Origin of the sequence: Lentzea albida (assembly GCF_900111005.1) — a bacterium.
Lineage (GTDB): Bacteria > Actinomycetota > Actinomycetes > Mycobacteriales > Pseudonocardiaceae > Lentzea > Lentzea albida.
In genome coordinates this window covers 602,456-626,445 of sequence record NZ_FOFV01000001.1, presented here as the reverse complement: position 1 = coordinate 626,445, position 23,990 = coordinate 602,456, and the positions used below count along the sequence as shown (strand labels likewise).

General features: G+C 69.6%; 17 protein-coding genes. 11 read left to right on the top strand and 6 right to left on the bottom strand.

Annotation, left to right across the window (positions count from 1 at the left end; genetic code table 11):
- The first annotated feature begins 14 nt into the window (after positions 1-14).
- Positions 15-1,907, top strand: coding sequence for a DNA cytosine methyltransferase (locus tag BMY74_RS03150; RefSeq protein ID WP_089909027.1), 1,893 nt, complete (start codon positions 15-17; stop codon positions 1,905-1,907).
- 9 nt (positions 1,908-1,916) lie between these two features.
- On the opposite strand, the gene BMY74_RS03145 is transcribed toward BMY74_RS03150, so the two are convergent.
- A complete protein-coding gene (locus tag BMY74_RS03145) occupies positions 1,917-2,342 on the bottom strand; it encodes a very short patch repair endonuclease (RefSeq protein WP_089909024.1) in 426 nt (141 codons plus the stop codon).
- Positions 2,343-2,621: 279 nt separating this feature from the next.
- Between BMY74_RS03145 and BMY74_RS44030 the strand changes: the two genes are divergently transcribed.
- Positions 2,622-2,873, top strand: coding sequence for a hypothetical protein (locus BMY74_RS44030; RefSeq protein WP_143091419.1), 252 nt, complete (start codon positions 2,622-2,624; stop codon positions 2,871-2,873).
- On the opposite strand, the gene BMY74_RS03140 is transcribed toward BMY74_RS44030, so the two are convergent.
- Positions 2,854-3,354: a GNAT family N-acetyltransferase gene (locus tag BMY74_RS03140; RefSeq protein WP_089909020.1), complete on the bottom strand. Its 501-nt coding sequence runs from the start codon at positions 3,352-3,354 to the stop codon at positions 2,854-2,856. The two genes, BMY74_RS44030 and BMY74_RS03140, sit on opposite strands and share 20 nt — an antisense overlap.
- Before the next feature lie 10 nt (positions 3,355-3,364).
- Between BMY74_RS03140 and BMY74_RS03135 the strand changes: the two genes are divergently transcribed.
- From BMY74_RS03135 to BMY74_RS03120, 4 genes are all read left to right on the top strand, one after another.
- On the top strand, positions 3,365-4,306 hold the full coding sequence (locus BMY74_RS03135) for a nucleoside hydrolase (protein WP_089909017.1): 942 nt from the start codon (positions 3,365-3,367) through the stop codon (positions 4,304-4,306).
- Positions 4,307-4,352: 46 nt separating this feature from the next.
- On the top strand, positions 4,353-5,252 hold the full coding sequence (locus tag BMY74_RS03130) for an LCP family protein (RefSeq protein WP_089909014.1): 900 nt from the start codon (positions 4,353-4,355) through the stop codon (positions 5,250-5,252).
- A gap of 261 nt (positions 5,253-5,513) precedes the next feature.
- Positions 5,514-9,341 (top strand): WD40 repeat domain-containing protein, encoded by a 3,828-nt coding sequence (locus BMY74_RS03125; RefSeq protein WP_245785858.1) that lies wholly within the window; start codon positions 5,514-5,516, stop codon positions 9,339-9,341.
- Positions 9,342-9,382: 41 nt separating this feature from the next.
- Positions 9,383-9,880 (top strand): DUF2165 domain-containing protein, encoded by a 498-nt coding sequence (locus BMY74_RS03120; RefSeq protein WP_089909008.1) that lies wholly within the window; start codon positions 9,383-9,385, stop codon positions 9,878-9,880.
- On the opposite strand, the gene BMY74_RS03115 is transcribed toward BMY74_RS03120, so the two are convergent.
- The 3 genes from BMY74_RS03115 to BMY74_RS03105 form a co-directional block, all read right to left on the bottom strand.
- On the bottom strand, positions 9,855-11,900 hold the full coding sequence (locus BMY74_RS03115) for a diguanylate cyclase domain-containing protein (RefSeq protein WP_177229539.1): 2,046 nt from the start codon (positions 11,898-11,900) through the stop codon (positions 9,855-9,857). The genes BMY74_RS03120 and BMY74_RS03115 overlap by 26 nt on opposite strands.
- 742 nt (positions 11,901-12,642) lie before the next feature.
- Positions 12,643-14,958: a helix-turn-helix transcriptional regulator gene (locus BMY74_RS03110; RefSeq protein ID WP_089909003.1), complete on the bottom strand. Its 2,316-nt coding sequence runs from the start codon at positions 14,956-14,958 to the stop codon at positions 12,643-12,645.
- Positions 14,959-14,960: 2 nt separating this feature from the next.
- Positions 14,961-16,175 (bottom strand): Hsp70 family protein, encoded by a 1,215-nt coding sequence (locus tag BMY74_RS03105; protein WP_143091418.1) that lies wholly within the window; start codon positions 16,173-16,175, stop codon positions 14,961-14,963.
- Between the two features lie 221 nt (positions 16,176-16,396).
- Between BMY74_RS03105 and BMY74_RS03100 the strand changes: the two genes are divergently transcribed.
- The 5 genes from BMY74_RS03100 (at position 16,397) to BMY74_RS03080 (ending at position 23,122) form a co-directional block, all read left to right on the top strand.
- Complete coding sequence (locus BMY74_RS03100; protein ID WP_089908998.1) at positions 16,397-17,293, top strand: IniB N-terminal domain-containing protein; 897 nt, start codon at positions 16,397-16,399, stop codon at positions 17,291-17,293.
- A gap of 206 nt (positions 17,294-17,499) precedes the next feature.
- Positions 17,500-19,299: a dynamin family protein gene (locus BMY74_RS03095; protein ID WP_089908996.1), complete on the top strand. Its 1,800-nt coding sequence runs from the start codon at positions 17,500-17,502 to the stop codon at positions 19,297-19,299.
- Complete coding sequence (locus tag BMY74_RS03090) at positions 19,296-20,690, top strand: P-loop NTPase family protein (RefSeq protein ID WP_089908993.1); 1,395 nt, start codon at positions 19,296-19,298, stop codon at positions 20,688-20,690. The genes BMY74_RS03095 and BMY74_RS03090 overlap by 4 nt, the downstream gene beginning before the upstream one ends.
- A 15-nt stretch (positions 20,691-20,705) precedes the next feature.
- The gene (locus BMY74_RS46800) at positions 20,706-21,983 is read left to right on the top strand and encodes a PhzF family phenazine biosynthesis isomerase (protein WP_177229538.1); all 1,278 of its coding nucleotides are present in this window, start codon (positions 20,706-20,708) and stop codon (positions 21,981-21,983) included.
- Positions 21,984-22,171: 188 nt separating this feature from the next.
- Positions 22,172-23,122 carry a LysR family transcriptional regulator gene (locus BMY74_RS03080; RefSeq protein WP_089908988.1) on the top strand — a complete coding sequence of 317 codons (951 nt, stop codon included), beginning with the start codon at positions 22,172-22,174 and terminating at the stop codon, positions 23,120-23,122.
- Positions 23,123-23,137: 15 nt separating this feature from the next.
- Here the strand turns inward: BMY74_RS03080 and BMY74_RS03075 are convergent, their stop codons facing one another.
- A complete protein-coding gene (locus BMY74_RS03075) occupies positions 23,138-23,899 on the bottom strand; it encodes an SDR family oxidoreductase (protein WP_089908985.1) in 762 nt (253 codons plus the stop codon).
- Between the last annotated feature and the right edge of the window lie 91 nt (positions 23,900-23,990).

The following is a 23,990-nucleotide window of genomic DNA, read 5'->3' as shown; positions in this document are numbered from 1 at the left end:
AAAGGTTCGAAAAGGTGTCCTATTACAAGGTCAAGCTGCAACGCAGCGACGATCTGCAACTCGCCGTTCACGTCGACGGTTGTGCTGAGGACACATTCGAGCAGTGGTGCGTGAAACGGATCAGCCAAGGTCATCGGCTGGCGGTCGACCTCTTCTCCGGCGCAGGAGGCCTGAGCCTCGGTCTGGAGGCAGCGGGCTGGACCGTCGCCGTGTCGGTCGACAACGATCCGAAGGCGCTTCAGACCCACAGGCACAACTTCGCCGGCTTGGCCCTGGGCAGGGACCTGTCCGACCGTGATGAACGCGAGGCACTCATCACGTTGCTCAAGAAGACGAAGATCGACCTCCTGGCTGGCGGACCGCCGTGCCAGCCCTTCAGCCGGGCCGGCCGGAGCAAGATACGCAGTCTGGTCGCGGCTGGTCACCGCGAGGAGCACGATCACCGACGCGAGTTGTGGCAGGCCTTCCTCGACGTCGTCCTCGCCGTGCGACCGCGTGCCGTCCTCATGGAGAACGTCCCGGACATGGCGCTCGGCGACGACTTCAGCACTGTCCGGAAGATGGCGGACGCGCTTGAAGCCGCAGGGTATTTCACCAGCTTCCGTCTCGTGGACGCCTGGAAATACGGGGTACCTCAGCACCGAAAACGTCTCATCCTGCTGGCACGCAACGACGCCGAGAACTTTCCGTGGCCCGAAGCACTGTCCGAGGACTCGCAACCCACCCTGCGTGACGCGATCGGCGACCTTCCAGATCTGGAAGACACCACTGGAGCACGCGAGCTGAAGTACAGGAAACCGCGTCATCTCCCCGAGTTCGCCCAGCGGATGCGTGCAGGAGCCCGCAACGGAGTGGTCTGGGACCACATGACCAGGCCCGTCCGGGAGGACGACCGCGAGATCTTCGAACTCATGGACGCGACAACCCTCTACGCGGACGTTCCCGCGCGCCTCAGGCGCTACAAGGTAGAGACGTTCGACGACAAGTACAAGAAGCTCGACTGGGGTGCGTTGAGCCGCTCCATCACGGCGCACATCGCCAAAGACGGATATTGGTACATCCATCCGCAGGAACTGCGGACTTTGACGGTCCGTGAAGCAGCTCGTGTCCAGACCTTTCCGGACCGGTTCCGGTTCGCCGGTACCCGCAGCGATGCCTTCCGCCAGATCGGCAACGCGGTTCCGCCGTTGCTCGGGCAGGCCGCAGCCACGGCGTTGGTACCGCACACCGGCGCTGAAGGAGTCCGGGGTGACAGTGCCACGACTTCGCGTTTCGTCCTCGCCAGGAGAGCGATCACCGAATGGGCCGAGGAGCAGCGGCGTGGCTCGCTGTGGCACGCTTATCCGAATCCCGAGGTCACCCCGACCGTTGCCGCGGTGTCCGCGGTCCTCAACGGCAGGTACAGCCGGCCGCCGGGATTTCACCGCTCGCTCGAACTGATCCGGGGCAAAGACCGCCTGACGAAGTCAGATTTGGACGGAATGCGTGCGGAGCTGAAGTCCGTGGCCGCCCGCAACGCGTTGGAACGCTTCCAGCCGTTGATCGGCAAGCGGCTCGTCTGGGCCGACACCGACGAGGTCGTCAGGCAACTGGACCTGAAACCGGTCGAGGAGAGCGTGTTCAGGATGTTGGTGGGCGAGGACGTCCTGCTCGCGTCCCAGGCAACGCTCCGCGTGGCGGCTCGCGTGTCGGGAACGGTGTCCGACAGGGCCAACAGGCTCAGCGACGGCCGTGTCGACCTGGCCAGACTGGTTGGAGCAGGACAGGACGCCCCGTTACGTGCCGCGGCGCTCCGACAGATCGGAAACTCGATCTGCCGCGTCCCGGTTCCCTCCTGCGCGGAGTGCCCGCTGCAACGACACTGCACCGACGCGAAGCCCGACCAGGCGGATCCGACGTTGTTCTGACCCGCCGGCCTAGCCGGAGCCGCCGAGTGCAGCTGTCTGGAGCTTGTCCGCCGCGACCTCCACGTCGGACTTGATCTCACATTCCCACACGCGGATCACTCGCCAGCCCGCATCGGTGACGACCCGGTCGTTGCGCTTGTCGCGTTCGCGGTTAGCCGACAGCTTCCGTGCCCACAGCTCCGCGTTCGGCCCGCGGAACTGCTGGGGAGAATGAGTGGGGCAGCCATGCCAGAAGCACCCGTCGACGAAGACCGCCAAGTGGTACCGCGGAAGGACGAAGTCAGGGGTGCAACGCGGGGCGACGGCGCGATGAAGCCGGAACCGCAGACCGCGCTGGTGCAGAGCTCGCCGAAGAGCGACCTCTGGAGCGGTGTTGCGGGTACGTCGACCTCGAAGGTGCTCCCCCTTCGCGGTAGGCGTCCACTCCTCGGCCATGCGACCTCCGCTCGGCGATTGGATTCGTTCGAGGCTACCCACGACACGGCGAACAAGCACGAGTCGATCCGATGCGCGTCAATCAGCAGATGAGCAGTCGTAGCGCGTACTCGACGACCGACGGCGGCGCGGACCAGACAGCACAGCAGAAGTAGGTGCCGGTCTTCGACGAGTACCGGGTCGAGCTCGTCCTCAACACACACAGCCGAGTCCACGAGCGCACCGACCCGATCCAGGCCGAAAGCGAATCCCACCGGCACCACTTACATCACCGCCGGCGTGGCGGCCAGACGCGCGACGAGTTCTACAAAAACATCCCATGCAGTCCGATTTGTTGAGCGGCACGCGGACCATGCGCTGCTCTACAAGAAGAACGGCTCCAGGTCGACCGACATTGAGGCCACGTGGCCATGCGGGCGGTACTGCCGCTACGGCATCGTGGCCGCCGACGGCACCGAGTCCACCATGAAGGTCCGCGCGCTCGACGAGGACGAAGCACTGGTCGACGAACTCACCCTGCAGCGCCGTTGAAGCGATAACGGACCTCTTTCAACTCGGCCCCGCCGATGGTCTCGGTTCTAACCGTTCCATCGGTGCGGAACCCAAACCGCTCGTAGAATCGGCGAGCCCTTGGGTTGTTCTCGAACACCCAAAGCACCACGTCGCGCCGGCCGTCGAGAGCGGCACCGGCCAACTCGTACCCCAGGCCCGTGTTCCACGCCGAGGGGAGCACGTAGATCGGGTACAGCTTGAAGGCCGCGTCCGGTTCGTCGGACGGGCCCACCGCGACGAAGCCCACCACCTCACCGTCGACGACCGCTACCCACACGCCGCCGCGGGGGATGGCTCGTTGCCACATCGCGGTGCGCTGCTCCAGCGAGAGGGCGTCCAGCTCGGAGTCCGGGACGAGGCCGCGGTAGGCCGACTGCCAGGTCTGGACGTGCACCGATGCGACAGCAGGGGCGTCGGAGAGAACTGCGGGACGGACCGTCATGGCATCCCCCGATGGCATGATCGAAAGTATGAGGATCATCGTCGACGCGGACCCCGGCATCGATGATGCCCTTGCTTTGTACTACCTGCGCGCGCAGCCCGACACCGAAATAGTTGCCATCGGCACGGTCCACGGCAACGTGCCGGTGCAGCAGGCCACCGCCAACGCGTTGAGGCTCGTCGAGCGCCTCAACCTCGACGTGCCCGTGGCCATGGGCGCCGCGAAACCGCTCGCTCAGCCCCTCATGACCGCGGAGGGGGTGCACGGCGAGGACGGTCTTGGCGGGTACGCGGGCGACGAGCCGAAGACCAGCCACTTGCAAGAGAGTGCTGCCGAGCAACTGGCCGACCTGGCGCGGAGCAACCCCGGCGAGTTGAGCCTGCTCGCGATCGGGCCGCTCACCAACGTCGCGCTGGCCCTGCAGATCGAGCCGCGGCTGCCGGAGTTGCTGGACAAGGTCGTGGTCATGGGTGGCGCGCTGAACGTCCCCGGCAACATCACCTCGCACGCCGAGGCCAACTTCTGGCACGACCCCGAGGCGGCGGACCTCGTTCTGGCGGCCGGCTTCGAGGACCTCACGATCGTCGGACTCGACGTCACCATGGCGAGCCACGCGCCGCAGGAGTGGCTCGACGCGCTTCCGCACGACTGCTACCCGCGGCAGATCCTTGGCTTCTACGCGGACTTCTACGGCAGTTTCCTCGGCAAGGCCGGCTTCGTGCCGCACGACCCGCTGGCGGCGGCGGTCCTGCTCGAACCCGGCCTCGCGACGTACCACGAGGACCGGTTCGCGATCGAGCTCACCGGGCGGTACACGCGGGGCAAGATCGTTGCCGACCAACGGTTCCTGGCGCCGGGGAGCCCGTTCGGGCGGGACATCGCCACCGAACGCACGAAGGCCAGGTACGCCGTCACGGCCGACCACGCCACGTTCCTCGACCAGCTGAGGCACGCTGTAACACAACCATGACGAACCGCCAACGCGACCTGGACAAACACCGGGGACCGTGGGAGGCATGAACGTCCACTTGAAACGATGGCTCGTGGTCTCGGGGGCCGCGGTGGTCATCGCGGCGGGCGTCGTGGCCGGGGGGTCCTACTGGCGGCTCGAGAGCAATCTCCAGACCGTCGATCTCGCCAAGGAGATCACCCACCCCAGGCCTCCGTCGACGCCTGGCCGGCCTCTCAACATCCTCCTACTCGGCAAAGATGACGGGCGGTCCGACACCGCCATGGTCGTGCAGCTCAACGCCAAAGGCGACCAGGCGCGGGTGGTCAGCATCCCGCGCGACACGATGGTGCCGCGGCCGAGGTGCGGGACGAACCCGCCGGCCGCGATCGCGATGTTCAACAGCGCGTTCACCACGGGTGGCGCGGCCTGCACGGTGGCGACGGTCGAACAGCTGAGCGGCATCCGGATCGACCACTTCGTGCAGATCGACTTCAACGGCTTCCGCGACGTCATCGACCGGCTCGGCGGCATCGACGTCACGCTGCCCGAGGCGATCGACGACGACAAGAGCGGGCTGCACGTGCCGGCCGGGCCGACCAGGCTGGACGGGACGCAGGCGCTCGCGTTCGTGCGCACCCGCTACAGCATCGGTGACGGCAGCGACCTGAACCGGATCAAGAACCAGCAGCTGTTCATGCGGGCGCTGAGCGAGAAACTGGCGAACGAGAACTGGCTCGGCAGCCCGGCGAAAACGCTCGAACTCGCCGACATCCTCACGAAGTCCATCGTCACGGACAGCGAAATCGGCTCGATTCCGAAATTGGCCGATCTGGCGGGAAAACTCACCGCTTTGAAACCGGACGCCATCACGTACGTGACGCTGCCGACCGAGACCTACCCGCCCGATCCGAACCGGGTCCAGCCGAAGCAACCCGAGGCGGACGCGCTCTGGCAGGCCGCCTGAACTAGCAGGCCGCGCCCTGCCACTCGCGGCGAACCGAACCTGCGGTCCACGGCTGAGGAAACCCCCGGAACCCCTCAGCCGTGGACGCCGTGCCCCAGTCAGTCACTCTCACTTCGTCGGTCTCCCGGTCTCGTGAAGGACGTGGAGTCGAGGTTGTCAGACCGCATCGTTATGGTGGGGTTCTGACCACCTGTCCGGTGCGTGCGCCGCAGCTCAGGCGGGCAGCACGCGTTTTCCGGACCGGACGTGGAGGAGGGCGGCTTGGGACCCCGTGGCGTCTTCGCGGAGCGCTTCGCGCTGCTCTACGCGGAGGCAGGCGACCCTCCTCTGAAACGAGTCACGGAGTCGGTCGCCCGTGCCCGCCGGACGGACGAACGGGGCCGTCCGCTGCGGGTGCCCGCCCAGCGGGTCAGCGACTGGCGGCGCGGGCGCAACGTCCCCGCCAGGTTCAGCGGGCTGAGCGCGGTCCTCGAGGTCCTGGTCGGCGAGGCCCGCAAGCGCAGGCCCCAGCCGGCGATCGACGGCCTGTACGAACTCGACGCGTGGCGTGCTCTCTGGGAAGAGGCACTCGCCAGTCCCGTGACGGATTCCGGAACTCAGGTCCCAGAAGACAGCTCCGTCTGCCCGTACATGGGTCTGAGCGAATTCGGGCCGCAGGACGCGAATTGGTTCTTCGGCCGGGAAAGGGCGACGAACGCATTTCTCGACAGGCTGGGCGACAACGGCATCACAATGCTCGTCGGCGCGTCCGGGGCGGGGAAGTCGAGCCTGATGAAGGCGGGCGTCCTGCCCCGGCTGAGCAAGGACGCCGTCGTCTTCTCCCCCGGCACCGACCCGCTGAAGGAGTTCGCCCTCCAGGTGCCGGAGCTGCTCCACACCCTGGAGGCGGCCGACGCGGACGCGCTCGCCGAGTTCGCGCACGAGGTGCAGGCCGCCGTCGGCGACCGGGTGGTGGTCGTCGACCAGTTCGAGGAGGCCTTCACGCTCGGCGGTGACGAGAACCGGCTGCGGATCTTCGTGCAGGCCCTGCACGCGGCCGCGGGGAAGACGTCGGTGGTGCTCGGCGTGCGGGCCGACTTCTACGCCCGCTGCCTCGACTTCCCCGAGCTCGCCGAGGCCCTGCAGAGCAGGCAGATGGTGCTCGGCGCGATGTCGGCGGCCGAGGTGCGCGACGCCGTGACGAACCCGGCCAAGGCCGCGGGCCTGCAGCTGGAGGCCGGTCTGGTCGACCTGGTGCTGCGCGACCTCGGCACGCACAACCGCCGCGGCAAGGACGCCTACGACGCGGGCGCGCTCCCGCTGCTCAGCCACGCGCTGCTGGTCACGTGGCAGCGCAGGCAGGCTGGCCGCCTCACGATCGCCGGGTACCGGGCGGCGGGCGGCATCCAGGGCGCCGTCGCCGCCACCGCCGAACGCGCCTGGTCCGATCTCGACGAACCGGCCAGGGCCGCCGCGCGTCAGCTGCTGTTGCGCCTGGTCAGGGTCGGTGACGACACCCAGGACACGCGCCGCCGCTCCACCCGGCGCAGCCTGCTGGAGGCGAGCACCAACCTGCCCGCCACGGAACGCGCGCTCGAGGTCCTCACGCACGCCCGCCTGATCACCACGGACGCGGGCTCGGTCGAGATCACCCACGAGGCGTTGCTGCACGCCTGGCCGCGGTTGCGCAGCTGGATCGACGAGGACAGGGCCGGCAACCTCACCCGGCAGCGCCTGGAGGAGGACGCGGCGGCGTGGTCCGAGAACGGCCACGACTCGTCACTGCTCTACCGCGGCGCACGGCTGGAGGGCGTGCGCCAGCAGCAGGACGTCACCACGATCGCCAAGGAGTTCGTGCGGACGTCGGAGCGCCAGCACCGCAAGAGCGTCTGGCTGCGCAGGTCGGCGGTCGCGCTGGTGGCGGTGTTCGCGCTGATCGCGGCGGGTGCGGCGGTGATAGCGGTGAACCAGCGCGACGACGCGCAGTTCCGCCAGGTCGTCTCCGAGGCGGACAGGCTGGCCGACACCGACCCGTCGCTCGCCGCCCAGCTGCTCCTCGCCGCGCACCGCATGCGCCCCGACGACGCCGAGGTCGGCTCCCGGCTGCTCGCGAACCAGCAGACCCCGCTCGCCGTGCCGTTGCAGGGGCACACCGGAGCGGTCTACCTGACGTCGTTCACCAGGGACGGCACCGTTCTCGCGACGGCGAGCTACGACCGCACCGCCCGGCTGTGGGACGTGCGGGACCGCTCGAACCCGAAGCCGCTCGCGGTGATCACCGGCCACGACGACTGGCTGACGTCGGCGGTGTTCTCGCCCGACGACAGGGTGCTCGCGACCACCGGCAACGACAAGACGATCCGGCTGTGGGACGTCACCGACAAGGCGAACCCCAAGGCGCTCAAGACGATCGAGACGGGCAACGGCACCAGCTACCTGCTGGAGTTCAGCCCGGACGGCAGGACGCTGGCCGCCGCGAACGAGGACAGGACCGCGCGGCTGTGGGACGTCGGCGATCCCGCGAACCCGCAGCCTCTCGGCGAACCGTTGCGCGGCGCGACGGCGGCGGTGCGCACGCTCGCGTTCTCCCCGGACGGCAGGACGCTCGCCACGTCCGGGGACGACCAGATCATCCGGCTCTGGGACGTCACGACGAGGACATCGATCGGCAACCCGATGCCCGGCCACACCGCCGGCGTGCACTCGGTGACGTTCAGCCCGGACGGCAGGCTCCTCGCGTCCGCCGCGGACGACACGACGGTGCGGCTCTGGGACCCGGCCGCGCAGGCTCCGGTCGGCGACCCGCTCGTCGGCCACACCGCCGGCGTGTGGTCGGTGAAGTTCAGCCCCGACGGGCAGATGCTCGCCTCCGGTGCCGGCGACGGCACCGCGCGGCTGTGGAACGTCACCGACCCGGCCGGCGCGGGCCAGATCGGCAAACCGCTCGCAGCCCCCAGCGGGGGCGTGTTCGCGGTCGGCTTCACACCGGACGGCCAGACCCTCGCCACGGGCGCGGGCGAGAACTCGGTGCGGCTGTGGTCGTTGCCGAGGCACGTGGCCAGGACACCCACCGGGAACGCCGGCGTGACGTCGTTCAGCAAGGACGGCAGACTGCTCGTGACGGCCGACGGCAACGGCGGCAAGGAGGGCAAGACCGCGCGGTTGTGGGACACCACCGACCCGTTCACGCCGAAGCTCCTCGGTTCGGTGAAGGTGAGCCCGGACAAGGGGTCCGTGCGGGTGCAGCTGCGACCGGACGGCAAGGTGCTCGGCACCTACGCGGGCGAGAAGGTGTTGCAGCTGTGGGACACGAGTGATCCCACGCGCGTCGTGCCGCTCACGCCGCCGATGCCGCTCGGCACGAGGTTCACCAACCAGATCGTCTTCTCCCCCGACGGCCGGGTCATGGTGACCGGCGCCGACGACGAGTCCGTGCAACTGTGGGACGTCGGCGATCCCGCGAAGCCGGTCAAGCTCGGCCCTCCCCTCACCGGGCACGACGGGTACGTCAACGACACGACGTTCAGCCCCGACGGCAGGACGATGGTGACCGCGAGCAGCGACCGCATGTTCCGGCTGTGGGACGTGTCCGACCCGACGGGACCGAGGCTGCTCGGCAAGCCGATCGGCGACCACCGCGAACCGGTGCAGCGCGCCGTCTTCACGCCGGACGGCAGGACGTTGGTCACCGGCGGTACCGACAGGGCGATCCGGCTGTGGGACGTCCGCGACCGCGAGAAGCCGCAGGCGCTCAGCGTCCTCACCGGCCACACCCAGCAGGTCAGTTCGCTGGCGGTGACACCGGACGGCAGGATGCTGGTGAGCGGCAGCTCGGACAAGACGCTTCGTCTGTGGGACATGAGCAATCCCGCCGAGGCGACGGCGCTGGGCAGGCCGATGGCGCTCGCGTCCGGCGCGGAGCCGGGCGTCCAGTTCCGGCCGGGAAGCCGGGCGCTGGTGCTGTCGGGCGCGGGCGACGGCCTGTTGCGCGTGTGGGACGTCGAGGTCGCCCACGAGGCCGAGCGCATCTGCGCCGCGACGCGCGGTGCGCTCACGGAGGAGGTGTGGCGGACGCGCCTTCCGCAGGTGGAGTTCCACTCCCCTTGTTGAACTGTCTCACCGACAGCACTCCATCGATTACTGTCCGCTCCATGGGTCTTCTTGCTCGGGTCGGCAGCTTGCGCGCGGTCGTCGCGGTGACCGTGGGGTTCATCGCTCTCAACATGATTCTCGTGGTGCTCGGCAACGTCACGGACTACGGCACGAACGAGGCGTTCGTGCGGCACGTCCTGGCGATGGACACGACGTTCGGCGAAGGCCTGAAGTGGCGGGCGATCACGAGCCCGGCCGTCGTCACGATCGTCTACGTCGCGATCATCGCGTGGGAGGCGGTCTCCGCCGTTCTGCTGACCGCGGGCACCATCGCCTACCTCCGCGACAAGGAGGACAGCGCGCGCAGGTTCGCGTCCGCCGGGCTACTGATGGTCGTGGCGCTGTTCCTCGGTGGCTTCATCACCATCGGCGGCGAGTGGTTCGCGATGTGGCAGTCGAAGGACTGGAACGGCATCAGCGCCGCCCTGCGCATGGTGACCATCGCGGGCTTCGCGTTGATCCTCGTGCACCTCAACCCGCGTCGGGCCACTCCGTAGTCGGCTCCACGCAGAACACCGGCCCGACCCCGGCGTCGGCGCCGAGTGCTGTCCACCAGTCGCGCTGCTCGGCGTCCTCGATCGCGTCGACCACGACGAGCCCGCCGGCCTCGTGCACGAACCCGACGAGGTCGCTGAGCACGTGCGACACCAGCTCGTCCGGCTTCTGGCAGCGCCCCTTCACCCGCACGGCCGTCACACCGAGCGACCGCACCAGTTCGATCTCCGCGGTGGAGCCCCGGAAGTCGCGCGCGCCGATGTGGATCCCCATGTCCGACAACAGGTCCAGGTTGTCGGCGGCCTCGCTGTCCTCCGACGCGAGCACGTGCACGGGGAACCCGAGCAACAACCGCCCGGCCTGCAACCCGGTGTCGGCGAGCACGCGCCGCACGTCCCGGACCAGGTCGGGACTGTTCGCCATGCTCTCGGTCAGGCAGACGGCGAGCATCTCCTCGTACCGGCACGCCGTCTCCGCGGCCGTCCGCAACATCCACTCGCCGAGCGGCAGCATCAGTCCGGTGTGCTCGGCCATGGCCACGCACTTCTCGTGCGGGATGAGCCCGACGTCCCGGTGCCGCCAGTTGAGCTCGGCCTCGACGCAGATCCGCCCCGTCCCGTCGAGCTTCATGACGGGGTTGAACACGACGTCGATCTCGCCGCTCTCCCAGGCACCGGGCATGACCGCGGCGAGAGCGAACTCCTCCTGCTCCCGCTTGTCCTGCGTGGCGTCGTGCAGCCCCCACTGCCGCCGCCCGATGCGCTTGGCCCGCCGCAACGTCATGTCCGAGGCCCGTAAGACCTCGGCGGGATGATCACCGGGATGCAGCCGCGGCAACACCCCGATCGACGCCGACACCGCCACCCCTTGCTCACCGAAGTAGACGGGCTCGGCCAGTTCGTGCTCGATCGTCCGGATCGTCGTGTCGACGTCCGGCGTCTCGGGCCCGTTCTCGACCAGCACGGCGAACTCGTCACCCTCGAGCCGGGCGACCATCGCCTTCTCGGCGGAGAACACGGAACTCAACCGCTCCGCCACGAGCTTCAACACCTTGTCGCCGACCTCGCGCCCCAGCCCGTCCGTGATCACCGCGAAGGCGTCGAGGTCCAGGTGGTACAACGTCACGCCGAACTCGATGTCGCTGTGCAGCAACGACTCCAGGCGCGTCGTGAGGTACTGCCGGTTCGGCAGCCCGGTCAACGCGTCGTGCAACGACTGGTACTGCAACCGCCCACCCAGCAACGTGAGCTGGCTGTCGTCGTCGATCATCAACACGAAGTGCCGCGGGTTGTCCTCGGCGTCCTTCTGCACCGTGGCCGCCATCAACACCCGGAAGTGCTCGCCATCCCGATCGATGAGCCGGGGCCGTTCCTCGACGCGCCGCATCCGCCCGTACCGCAAACTCATCAGCGCGTCGTTGACGAGCGGCAGATCCGCGGGCGCGATCAAATCGGTGAGCGTCATCCCCGCAACGTCCTCGCGCCGCAGGATGGTGCACAAAGCCTCGTTGGCCCGTTGCAACGACCCGTCGAGGCCGACCATCGCAATTCCGGTGGACGAGTGCGTGAAAATGTCCTCGAACCGCTCCTCGCTGGCCTGCAAATCCAGCCGCACAGCCCGATTGGCCCGCAACAGGGCCTGGCTGACGCTCTCCTGCTGCTCCAGCACGAATGTCTGAATCGCGGCGGTGTAAGCAGCCGCCACGGCCCCGATCACCAACGCGGCCCGCTCGGCATCCGCCCCCTCCCGAACGACGAAGCGCGCAAGGACGTCGAGCGACACCTTCAGGCTCTCAGCGCCAACGCAGTGGATCTCCACCAGCCGAGTCCCCACCAGCGAGGCGACACCGGGTTCCTCGACCAGCGCCTCGGCCACCACGTTGAGCAGCTCGTGCAACTCCTCGGTCAGCTTGGCCGCGGAGAACGGTATGTACGCGGTCCGACTGACCTTGACCGCCCAGTCGCGCGCCAGCTCGTCACGTCCCAGAGGGCGTGACGGTCTCGCGTCGTCCTGGCTCGGCAATCCGTTCCACCTGACCTGCTCGGCGAGCAACGGTGCGGAAGCCTACCGCCAGCAATCCACACCGTCCCATTGCGCAGGGTCGTTCCCCCCAACGGGGGTATAGCGATGTCTGAGTGTTACACCCTTTACTCGCTCAATCGGACCAATTTTCTCACGACCCGGCGCAACCCTCGACCCACGATCGGGGCAGAGGCGACCAGCGGAGGTTTGGCAACGGTGAACGGCTGTGGGTGACGGCGGGGCGGGGGCGGATTGCGGCGCTCAGTGGGCAGGGCGGGACGCGGCGGGACAGCAAGGTGGGGCGGCGCTGGCACGGCGGGGCGGCAGGGCGCCGTGTGGGGCAAGGCCCCAGATCATCCGCGATGCCGAAGGCGAGCCGTGCGATCGGTGCGATGCCGCAGGCGAGCCGTCTTCAGCAATGAGGTACCGGCGGTGGGGTCCCATCACGAGTCGCGCCACAGCTCCTGCTGCACCTGAGGGGTGGGGTCAAGTCGACACGCTTTTCGTCGACTTGACCCCACCCCTCAGGTGTGGCCTGCTCTTGGTGCGGCTTGTGATGGGACCCCACCGCCAACGCGCCCAAACTACGAAACCGGCAGCCGCCCTAAGCAGCAGGCGTGCCATCAGCCTGCCCGCGGCGCTACCCCCTGATCAGATTGCCGGGGTCTGGGGCAGAGCCCCAGGGGAAGCACGCAAGGCAACCAGGCCGCACGCAAAACAACCACCCGAAAAACAGGCGAAGTCAGCCCAGAATATGCCGCAACTGCCCCAACAAATCCGACCGCGACGTAGACCCCAACCGCTGCCTCATCCGAGCCATGTGGTGCTCAACGGTCTTGGCGGAGATGAACAACCGATCCCCCACCTGCCGATAAGTCATCCCCTCCAACACCAACTGAGCCACCTCCCGCTCCCGATCGCTCAACTTCCCAGCATCCTCAGCAACAGGAACGACATCAGCGGCCTCAGAAGCCCGCCGAGCAGAAACAGGCCGCCCCTGCAACAACCGAGCACAGTCCAGCAACCGAACCATCGCCTGCCGATCCGACGTCCGGATAGCAGCCTGCCCGGCCAACCGGGACGCGTCCCACCACAGCCCGACCGCGTGCAAACTGCGGGCAGCTTCCTCAACGCGATCCGCGTCGACCTTCCCGGCGACAACGTCCAGCCAGCACTCAGCAGCGCCAGAAAGAATCAAGCAGTACCGGCTGGAATCCCGGCAAGCAGCCAAAGCAGCCGCATGTTCCTCCGCAGCGGCGGAGTTCTCGTCGATGATCGCCGCGTGCAGCAGCCCCCAGTGCACCTGCGCGGCCCACAACGGCGGGTTCCCCAGGGAGCGCAGCAGAGCCGACGCCTGGGCGAGGTGCGGCGCCAGCCGCTCCTGGTCGCGCAGCCGGGCCGCCGCGGCGGCGAACTCGCCCAGCGGTAGCAGGCTGAACAGGTCGACGGGGTGCCGCAGCACTGCCTCGCAGGCCTGTTCCCAGGTGCGGCGCAACGTGGCCAGGTCGGAGTTGCGCCTGGCGACGCCCACTTCCAGGGCCACCGCGAAGATCCAGTCACGGGGTTCGAAAGCGCCCCGGACGGACAGCAGGGTCTCGCGGGCCACGGCCAGGTTGCCGCGCAGCATGTGCAGCCAGGCCTGCAGCAGGCGGTGGCGGACGGACATCAGCACCCCGCCGGTGCCGTTCTCGACGGCCCGGTCCAGCACGGACTCGGCCACGTTCGGCTCGCCGCAGTGCAGGGCCACGAGGGCTGCCAGGGCGGCTGGGCTGTCCGGCAGCAGCACGGCTCCGCCGGCGGGTTCCAGCATCGAGGACGCTCTGACCAAAGTGGACAGTGCGGCTGTCTCCGCTCCCGCCACCGACTGGCGGACGCCCTGGAGCATCAGCGATGCCGCGCCACCGAGCATCGTCGGGGGTTGCGGGGGCGTCTCCTCGAACAGGTGGCCGGTGCCGATCAGGCCGATGCCGGCGAAGGCGGCGGCGTAGGGGGTGGCCGCCCAGCGGAAGAGTTCGGTGCTGCGGGCCAGCTGGCCGCGGTGGGCCAGGGCGACGGCCGCCACCTCGGCCGCGGTTCGGCGGTGGGGTGAGTCCGGGGCGCTGATGACCTGGTCCGCGAGGCGCAGTGCGCCGTCCAGGTCTCCCGCCATCGCCGAGGCCGTGGCCCAGGAGGCGGCGGTTTCGGCGGACGGGGTTCCGCCGCCGGTGGAGGCCTTGAACAGGCGTGCTGCCAGGGCGGGGTCCGACGACAGGGCCTCGCGGGCGGCCGCGACGAACACCGGGCCGCCGATGCCGGTGTCCAGCAGGGGGCGGACGAGGTCGAGCACGGGGCCGCCGCGGTCCAGTTGCAGCTGGGCGAGTTTCTGGCGCACGGCGATGCGGCGTTCGGTGCGGGTCAGGGATCCGACGGCGCGCAGGGCCAGCGGCAGCAGGGTGCCGTCCTCGGCGAGCATGCCGGTGGCGCGAGCGGCCTCGATGATGTCGCTGACCTCGTCGAAGTCCTTGTCCAGCAACGCGGACAGCAGGTCGAGCCGCTGGCCGGCGCCGGCTTCGGCGGCGATCAGGAACTTCTGCAGGTCCGGGTCCAGCCAGTCGAGCTCGGCGCGGAACGCGGCCAGCACGTCGGCGGAGACCTCGGTCGCGGCGCCGAGGCGTTCCACGAACCGCGGCACGCCAAGGGTTTGCGCGTACACGAAGTCCGCGACGGGCTTACCGGCGTTCAGCAGCTCGCGGACCTGGTCGCGGGTCAGGGGCGCCAACGGCACGACGACGGCGCCGTGGGTCAGTTCGGCCAGCGCCGCGCGGCGGGGCCAGGGGCGGTGGGCAAGCACCAGAAGCGGTTCCGCGGCAAGGGCGCGCAACGAAGCATCGTCCAGCAGGTGCGCGTCGTCCACCACGCGCACAGCGGTGTTGGTGATCTCCGAAAGCAGCGCTGTCTTGCCGTAACCACCAGGTGCCGCGACGACGACGCGCAGGCGGGTGCCGGCGTCGGCGTCGTTGATCCGGTCGAGGACGCCCCGCACGGGGGCGTCCAGCACCAACCTGTCTCGCGTGGTCACGCTCAACGGCCGTCCTCATCATCGTCTCGGGATCGGGAGCCGGAACCGGCGCGGCGTCCGGCGGGTTTGAGCGCGCTCGTGACGCGCTTCACCCGCCTCGGCGGCAGTTCCAGCGGGGACACGTCCACCGGGGGGCGGGGCGGTGGCGCGGAGAACTCGTCGTCGTCGGGGTTCGGGACCTCGCCGACGGGGAAGCGCAACGACGCTTCGCGGGTGTGCACCAGGACCGAGGTCTCGAGTGGTTCCGGCTCGACCTCGGGACCCAGCAGGACCAGGCGCGCGGCGACGGCGAGGCCCTTGGCGACCGAGTGCTCGGGGGCGGCCTCGGCCAGCACGCGGCAGTCGACCGACGACGACAGCGCGTCGCCGATCGCGGTCAGCCGGCAGCCGCCGCCGACGAGCAGCACGGCGTCGGGCTGCGCCGGTCCGAGCGCCCGGACGAAAGTGCCGACCAGGTGGTCGACGGACGGGCGGATCTCGTCGACGAACTCGTCGCGCGTGATCTCCACGCCGCTGACCACCACGGACGGGCCGAACGCGCGCTTCGCCGCCTCGCACTCGGCGGCGGACACCCGGCCGTCCTTGCCGAGCCGGCCGCGCACGAGGCCGAGCAGCAGGTCGTCGAAGTCGGCGCCGGTGTGGTGGTCGACGCCTTCGACGTGGTTGACCAGCTCGAACGTCCGGTTCTGCGCGCGGCGGACGACCGACGCGGAGAACGCGTGGCTGCCCAGCGAGAACACCGCCAACGTCGCCTCCGGCACCACCCGTGCGCGCACGGCGTGGTTCTCGGCGGCCGCCAACGGCTCGGGCACGAGCGTCACGTCGTGCAGGCCGACGGCCCGCAACGCCGCGTAGAGCTGCCCTCGGCGATAGGGGCCCCACCCGGCCGGGTGACTCACCGCCAGATGACGGGGCTTCTCACCCTCCCGGGCGACCACCTCGCCGACGACCCACATCACGAGCAGCGCGGTGAGCTCCTCGGCCGGGCACATCTCCGGGCCCAGCGAGAACGGCACCGCGTCGCCGACCCGCCGGGCGAAGCCGGAGGCCGTCCAGCCGGGTGTGCCGCGTTCTCCGACCGAGAACGTGCCGGCATCCGTGAGCTGCAGCAACGACGGCACGACCAGGGCGATCTCGGCATCCCGGGCACCGTCGAGGCGGCACACGGCAGCCGTCGTCCGGGTGGTCCCGACATCGACTCCGAGTACGTACGCCAAGTCCCTACCTCACCTGTTCGCAGCAGCGAGCAGTACCTACACGGGTGAACGAGAGACGCTCAAGCGAGGCCCCTAATCCCCTAGGGGGTCAACGACCGTCACCCCATTGGGGAACGGGGATTCACTGGGAGTGATCCCCGATGCAGGTAGGAGCCCCGCTCTCATAGCTTTCGAGCCGCACACCCCCGACCTAGCTACGTGCCACAACAGGAGTTCCTTCGATGATCCAGCCCACGACGCTCCACGACTTCGTCCTCAGCCTCCTGAGCGACCCCGCCCTGAAGACCGCGTTCGCGAACGACGCCCAGGGCACCCTGGAGCAGGCCGGGCTGGCCGACATCACGGCAGTCGACGTGCAGGAAGTCATCCCGCTGGTGCTCGACCTGGTCCCCGCTGTCGACGGTCTGCCCACCATCGAGAGCCTCGACCTGAACCTGCCGGCCGACGACCTGCTCGCCGAAGGCCCGCTCGGCGCCATCAGCCAGCTGCAGGCCGTCGCGTCTCAGCTGACCTCGTCGGGTGTGAGCCTCAGCGACCTCCACACCTCCTCCGCGGGTGTGCTCGCCGCCGATGCGGACGGTCTCAACCTCCTGATCGGCAACAACACCCTGGGTGACATCACCTCGGCCGGCCTCGGCCTGGGCGGCGACTTCTCCGTCGTCGGCGACGTGACCTCGGTGCTCGACCAGACCACGTCCCCGCTGACCGGCACCGTCCTCGACGTGGCCGACACGGCCACCGCGACCGTCGACGCGCCGCTCGAGGGCGTCACCTCGACCGTTCCGGCCGTGGACGGCGTGCTCGGCGAGCTGACCGGCGTGACGGGCCTCGCCCACGACGCCCTGGGCGTGCTCGGCGGCAGCGACGTCCTCCTGGGCGGTCTGCACGCCGGCGGCATCGACACCCTGTCCACCGGCAACATCGCGGTGCACTCCACCGAGACCGTCGCGGACGTGCACAGCACCGTCACCGGTGTCGTCGGCACGGCGACCGGCGTGACCGGCACCGCGACCGGCCTGGTCGGCGACGCGGGCGTCGGCAACGTGCTGGGCACCGTCACCGACGTGACCCACAACGTCCCGGTCGTCGGCGACCTGGACCTGGGCCTGCTCGGCTGAGCCACCCTCCCCAACGCGGACCGGCCCTGTCTTTCGCGGACAGGGCCGGTTCGTCGTCTCGGCTGACGAAAAGATCAAAGCGGTTCACGTCTCATCTGGTGAGCAACGTCACGGTCCTCCCGAACAGGCCCACCAGCCCGAACAAACCCGGTATCGCATTCGAGGCTTTCACCCAAGGGGGTGAACACGGCACTATGAGTCAGGTGATGGCACCGCCCTGGCTCGACGTGCTCGACGAGACGATCGGGGCCTGCGTCACGCACCGGAGGCCCGACCTGGAGGCCCGGCTGCGGGAGAAGCGGGCACAGCAACTGGACCCCAAGTTGCGCGTTCTCGTCGTCGGCGAGTCCAAACAAGGCAAGAGCCAGCTCGTCAACGCGTTGCTCAACGCCCCCGTGTGCGCGGTGGGCGACGACATCACGACGACTGTGCCGACCTTCGTCCAGCACGCCGACACGCCGTCGGCGGCGCTGGTCCGCAACGCGTCCGCGGGCGGGTCGATCTTCCACACCCCGACCGAGCGCATCGCCGTGCCGATCGACCAGGTGACGAAACAGGCCGCCGCGCAGCACGTCGTGCGCGCCGAGATCGGCATCCCGCGCGCGCTGCTCGACAGCGGGCTCGTCCTGATCGACACCCCTGGCGTCGGCGACACCCGCTCCGCGCACACCGCCAGCACGTTCGCGACGCTGATGCAGGCGGACGCCGTGCTGCTGGTGTCCGACGCGACCGGCGAGCTGACGGCGGCGGAGATGACGCTGCTCAAGAAGGTCATGGAGGCCTGCCCGAACGTCACGGTGGTCGTCACCAAGATCGATCTTGTGCCCGGCTGGCGCAGCGTCGTGGAGCGCAACCGGGTGCTGCTGGCCAGGGCCGGCGTCCGCGCGAAGCTCATCCCCGTGTCGAGCGCGCTGCGCCTGCGCGCCGCGAAGACCGGTGACCAGCGCCTCAACACCGAGTCCGGCTTCCCCGAACTGGTGTCGTGCGTGCAGAGCGACATCGTGGCGAGCGCCGACCTGCTGGCCCGCCGTGCCGTGGCCGTCGTGGCGTCCAGTGCCCTCACGCAGCTCGTCACGCCGTTGCGCGAGGAGCTGACGGCCCACGACTCGTCCCGCACCGTCGCCACGATCTCGACGCTGCAGGAGGCCCAGCGGCGCGTCGACGAGCTGCGGCGCCGGTCCGCGCGCTGGCAGAACGTGCTGAACGACGAGATGGCCGACCTGATCTCCGACGTCGAGTACGACCTGCGCGACCGCACGCGCAAGATCCTGCGCGAGGTCGACAAGACCTACGACGAGGCGGACCCCGCGATCGGCTGGGACAAGTTCGAGCAGTGGCTCGAGGACAACCTCAACGAGGCCGCCACCACGAACTTCGCCTGGCTCATGGAACGCGCGGAGTGGGTCGCCGCGAAGGTCGCGCGGAACTTCCCCGTCTACCGCGAAGACCTGATCCCCGGCTCGGTGCTGCCGGACGACCTGCTGGAGCCCGCGAGCAAGCTGGAGAAGCCGAAGATCGAGCCGTTCTCCGTGCCGCAGAAGCTCTTCACGGGTCTGCGCGGCTCCTACGGCGGTGTGCTGATGTTCGGTCTGGTCACGTCGCTGGCGGGCATGCCGCTGATCAACGTGATCTCGCTCGGCGCCGGCGCGCTGTTCGGCGGGAAGTCCATTCTGGACGAATCGGACCAACGGCTGAAGCGCCGCCAGGCGGCCGCGAAGGCCGCCGCGCAACGGCACGTCGACGACTTCTTCATGAAGTTCTCCAAGGACGTCCGCGACTCCGGGCGGCACATCCAGCGCTCGCTGCGCAACCACTTCAGCACCCTCGCCGAGGAGCTGCAGGAGACGTTGCTGGAGTCGGCCCGCAGCGCCAAGCGCGCGGTGCAGGACGACCAGACCGACCGCGAGCGCAGGATGCGGGAGGGCCGCAAGGAGCTCGACAAGCTCGTCACGCTCTACAAGAGGGTTCAGGCGCTCGGGGGTCCCGCGATGGAGCTCACCGCGTGACCTTGGACCGCGTCGTCTGGTCGATGCTGCAGGAGGCGATGGGGGTCTACCGCGACAGCCCCCGCGCCACGGCCTGGCTGCGCTCGCACGCCGAGCGCTACACCGAGCCCGTGCGGATCGCGGTGGCCGGCCGGTCGCGGATCGGCAAGTCGACCGTGGTCAACGCGCTGATCGGTGACGAGTTCACGCCGCAGGCCTCGTTCGTCTGGTACCGCGGCGGCGCTGAGCCCCGTGCGCACGTGTTCACCGGACCCGGACGTCCGCACGAGCTCGCGCTCGGCAGGCGCGGCCACCGCCACCACGTCGAGGCTGGCCAGTTCGACCGCGCCGACCGGGTCGTCGTGGACTGGCCGGCGCGGACGCTGCGCGACGTCGTGCTGATCGACACCCCGTCCGAGGCCACGCCGGAACAGGTGCTCGGGGACGCGGACGCGTTGGTGTACCTGATGCGGCACGTGCAGGACGAGGACCTGAAGTTCCTGCAGTCCGCCAACGACCACCCCATCGCGCGGAGTGCCGCGGTGCACACGGTCGCGGTGCTCGCTCGGGCCGACGAGATCGGCGCCGGACGGATCGACGCGCTGTCGTCGGCCAAGCAGATCGCGCGCCGCTACCGCCGCGACCCGGCCGTGCAACCGTTGTGCCAGAACGTGGTCTCGGTGGCCGGGCTGCTCGCGGTGGCGGCGAGGACGTTGCGGGAGGACGAGTTCGCGGCGCTGCGGCTGCTGTCGTCGCTGGGGCGGGAGGAGCTCGAGGACCACCTGCTGTCGGCGGACCGGTTCGCCGGCGACCAGTTCCCGCTGACGATGCAACCCGTTGTGCGACAGGCGTTGCTGGAACGCTTCGGCATCTTCGGCGTGCGGCTGATCACCGCGTTGATCCGGCAGGGCTTCGACTCGCAGGTGAAGCTGACCGGGCAACTGGTGCAGCGCAGCGGGCTCGGCGAGCTGCGCGACTCGATCGCCGTGCACTTCACCGAACGGCGTGAGGTGCTCAAGGCGCGGTCGGCGTTGCTGGCGCTCGACGTGCTGTTCCGGATGGAGCCGCGGCAGAACGCCCGCAAGCTGGTGGCCGACCTCGAACGGGTCGTCGCCTCCGCGCACGACTTCCGCGAGCTCCGGCTGATCGCCGCGCTGCAGTCGGGACGCACGAAACTGCCCGCCGAGCTGCAGACCGAGGCGTTGCGGCTCGTCGGCGCCGAGGGCGTGGCCCCGGCGGCACGGCTCGGGTTCGAGTACGAGGCCGACGGCCGCGAGCTGCGCGAGGCGTTGCTCGACGCGCTGGTGCGGTGGCAGGCGCAGGCCGCGGACGTGCACGCGTCGCACGACCACCGGAAGGCCGCCCAGATCGTGGTGCGCACGTGCGAGGGGCTACTCGCCCAGTTCGGCTGAGGCACGATGGGCCCCATGGAACTCGTGCGGTGGGAGCCTGACCACTTCGGCTACATGCTGCGGTGGGCGTCCGATCCCCGGATGACGGCACACGTCGGCAACGGCATGCCCTGGACGCCGGACTACGTGACCGAACGCCACGAGCAGGCGCTGAAGCACTGGGAGGACCACGGTTTCGGCCTGCACCTGGTGGTCGAGGACGGCGTCGGCATCGGGCTGGGGCAGATGCTCGACGGCGACCTGGGGCAGATCGAGATCGGCTACTGGATCGACCCGGCGTGGTGGGGCCGCGGGATCGCCACGGTCGTCGCCACCGAACTGCGGGACAAGGCGCTCGCCATCGCCGACCGGGTCGTCGCGGCGCACCAGGCGGACAACACCGCGTCCGGGCGCGTGCTCGAGAAGGCCGGACTGACGTACTTCACCAGCAGGTACCGGGGCGGAAGACTCGAGCACCATTACGCGTTGCAGCGTGGCATGAGCGACACGGGGGTTTTGCGCTACAGCGCGTTCACGGAGGACCCGGCGGGCGGCAACCCGGCCGGGGTGGTGCTCGACGCGAGCGACCTGACCGACGAGGAGATGCTCGCGATCGCCGCGCGCGTCGGGTACTCGGAGACGGCGTTCGTGGTGCCGCGGGCCGAGGAACGGGCGTTCGACGTCCGGTACTTCAGCCCCAAGGCGGAGGTGCCGTTCTGCGGGCACGCCACCATCGCCACGGGCGTCGCGCTGGCCGAGCGGATCGGGGACGGGCCGCTGACGTTCTCCACCCCGGCCGGCGAGGTGGCGGTGCAGACCTCCGGCGGCACGGCATCGCTGACCAGCGTGCCGACCTCGTCCGCCGTCGCCGACCCCGCGCTGGTCTCCGCGGCCCTCAAGGCGTTGGGGTACGCGGAGATCGGGGACGCGCCGGTGCACGTCGGGTTCGGCGGCGCACGGCACCTCCTGGTCCCGATGAAGGACCGCGCGCAGCTGGCTGCTCTGGACTACGACTTCGACGCGTTGCGGGACCTGATGCTGGAGCACGACCTGACGACGGTGCACCTGTACTGGCGCGAGTCGGCGGACGTCGTGCACGCGCGGGACCCGTTCCCGGTCGGCGGGGTCGTGGAGGACGCGGCCACCGGTGCCGCGGCGGCCGCGTTCGGCGGCTACCTGCGTGATCTCGAAGGGCCGCAGCGGTTCGTGATCCTGCAGGGCGAGGACATGGGGCGGCCGTCACGGCTGGAGGTCGACGCCACCCGCGAGGACCGGCGGGTCACCGTGACCGGTGCCGCCGTCGTCATTTCCTGAGTTGTGCTCGACGCTGCTGCCGCGGTGCGCAGGGTGTACCACGGCAGCAGCGTCGAACGAGGGGTGCGCACCCTCCCGCGCCGGACCCCTGTGCGCTGCCGCAAAGCGCCGGGCCGGAAGATCGATCGAAGTCACTATGCCCCGATCGAAGGGTGGCGGCGCATTCAGAACGGGGATAGAAGGTCTTTATGCCCGAGCTGGAGCTACGCCACCTCCGCGCGGTTCGAACGATCGCCGAGGAAGGCAGCGTCACCAGGGCCGCGACGCGGCTCGGACTCACCCAACCCGCCCTGTCGGCCCAGCTGCGCACGGTGGAGAGACTGGTCGGCGGCCAGCTGTTCGACCGGACGCGCAACGGTTGCGTCCCAACGGACCTCGGCCGCCGCGTGCTGGGGACGGCACGTCTCGTGCTGGACGAGATGGCGCAGCTGATGAGCACGACACCGGCCGCGGACCGGCGCGGGCCGCTCATCTTCGGTTGCATCCCGATCCTGTACTTCGCGCGGCTCGTGGAGGGGCTGCGCGGGCTCAACGCCGACGTGCGGGCGGAGGTCCGGCCGTCGTCCGCCGAGATCGTGGACATGCTGGAGGGCGGGCAGGTCCACGTGGCGTTGTTCGAGTTCTTCGACGGCATGCACGCGCGGGACCTGGCCGGCATCGAGCTGCGCAAGCTCGTGACCGAACCGGCCTTCGTGGCCTTGTCGGAGACCGACCCGCTGGCCGGGCTCGAGGAGGTCGACCTGGCCCAGTTGGCCGACCGGGACTGGGTCACGCCGCCCAAGCAGCACATCGGGAGCCGGACGCAGATGTTCCAGGTGTGCGCGGACGCCGGGTTCGTGCCGCGGCTCACGCACCACACCGGGGAGGCGAGCATGGCTCGCGGGCTGGTGGCGGGCGGGTGCGTCTCGTTCGCCGCCGCGCCGTCGCGGACCGGGGAGGGGATCGTGATCCGGCGGTTGCGGGGGATGCCGTTGATGACGGACATCTTCGTGGCCACCCGGCGGGATTCGCCGGCGGCCGGGCGGGCGCACGAGGTGTTCGCCTGCGCGGCCGAGGCCTACCGGTCCGTGCTGGACCGCAACCCGGAGTACCGGAAGTGGTGGGATGCGCATCCGGAGGCGCATCCCGAGTTCACCTGAGCCCCGCGCGTCCCCTCAGCCGACCTTGATCGGCGTCGACGGACGGCCGAGCAGCTTTTCCAGGTCCGGGCGGACCTCGGCGAACACGCCCTCGCGGATCGCCTTGAAGAAGTCCACGAAGATCGCCGGGACGCCGGCCGCGACCAGGTCCTCGTCGGAGACGTCCTGGTACCGGTCCCCGGCCAGCTCCGGGAACGACCAGGTGGTCGAGCCGGTGAGTTCGTGGACGGCGTTCTCGTGGCCAGGGGTGGTGAGGGCGACGGCGGCCGCCTCGGCGAAGTCGTCGCGGGCGGCGCTCGCGACCCGGCCGTCCTTGGTGGAGATGGCGACGGTGTCGCCGGCGAGCACGCCGAGGTAGTTCTCGTGGTACATGCCGTTGCGCAGGAAGGTGAACGGGATGCCGGTGGCGCGGATGGCCTCCTCGGTGGCCTTGTGCACGACGGCCACGCCGACGGTGGACGTGTCGGCGTCGGTGATGCTCGTGTAGAAGATGTGGCCCACGCCGTGCTCCACGGCCTTGGCGATGGCGTTCTCGTGCTGCTGGATCCGGGCGGCGGCGTCGGGGGCCTCGGCGGACACGATCAGGAGCTTGTCCGCGCCCCGGAAGTCCAGGGTCTCGGGGTGGTCGAAGTCGCCCTGGCGGACCTCGACGCCCTCGGTGGTGAACTTCTTCGGGTCCCTGACCGACACGACGACCTGTTCGTCCGTGCGGGCGAGGACGTGGCGGACGACTGCGCTGCCGAGCTGGCCGGTGGCACCGGTGATGAGGATCGTCATGCACCCATAGTGGAGAAAGCGCTAACCTTTCGTAAGTACCCACTTGAGAGTGGGGTACTAACGCGGAGGTGAGCATGCAGGTCACGATGTG